At 62.8% G+C, this 562-nt stretch carries 1 protein-coding gene; it reads right to left on the bottom strand.

The window, feature by feature from the left end; translation table 11 throughout:
• A partial coding sequence (locus ACFSE6_RS18905) for a LysR family transcriptional regulator (RefSeq protein ID WP_465254187.1) occupies positions 1 to 214 on the bottom strand: 214 nt, incomplete at its 3' end.
• Positions 215 to 562: the final 348 nt, after the last annotated feature.

Genomic DNA, 562 nt, shown 5'->3' with positions numbered 1-562 from the left:
AGACCTTCGCCGCTTCATCCCGGAAATGGGCGCCGGCCTCTGTCAGAACGACGCCTCGGGTCGTGCGGGCGACAAGCTGAGCGCCGAGTTCGTCTTCGAGCCGCAACAAGCGACGGCTGACGATCGATTTCGCCAGACCGAGCCGACGAGCGGCGGAGTTGACCCCGCCCGCGTCGGCGATCTCGACAAACACGCGAAGGTCTTCAATTTCCAAACCGACCCCCGTCTAACTGCCGTGCAGCGCGCCCCGAAAGTGTGCCTGAATTACCGACGGTTGTCAGCCGCTAGGCACCCAAGTGTTCCGGATACGGGGACGCCGAAGCCCGCTTCGGATGGCTAGTAGGCTATCAGCCGTCCGGTCATTTTTCCCCTCGCCAAGCCATTCGACGCCTGACCGGCGCGAGGCATCGAGGAGATCAAAGCCATGTCCACGACAGATCACGCTAGGCCTAAGATCGCTCTGATCATTGGGACGACCCGCGGAGCCCGTTTCGCCGACGTTCCGGCCCAGTGGATGCTGAGACAAGCGCAGTCCCGCTCCGACATTGACGTCGAGCTTCTC

Source organism: Georgenia deserti (assembly GCF_042680605.1).
Lineage (GTDB): Bacteria > Actinomycetota > Actinomycetes > Actinomycetales > Actinomycetaceae > Allobogoriella > Allobogoriella deserti.
The sequence above is the reverse complement of the archived record's forward strand: the minus strand, read 5'-3'. Positions and strand labels throughout refer to the sequence as shown.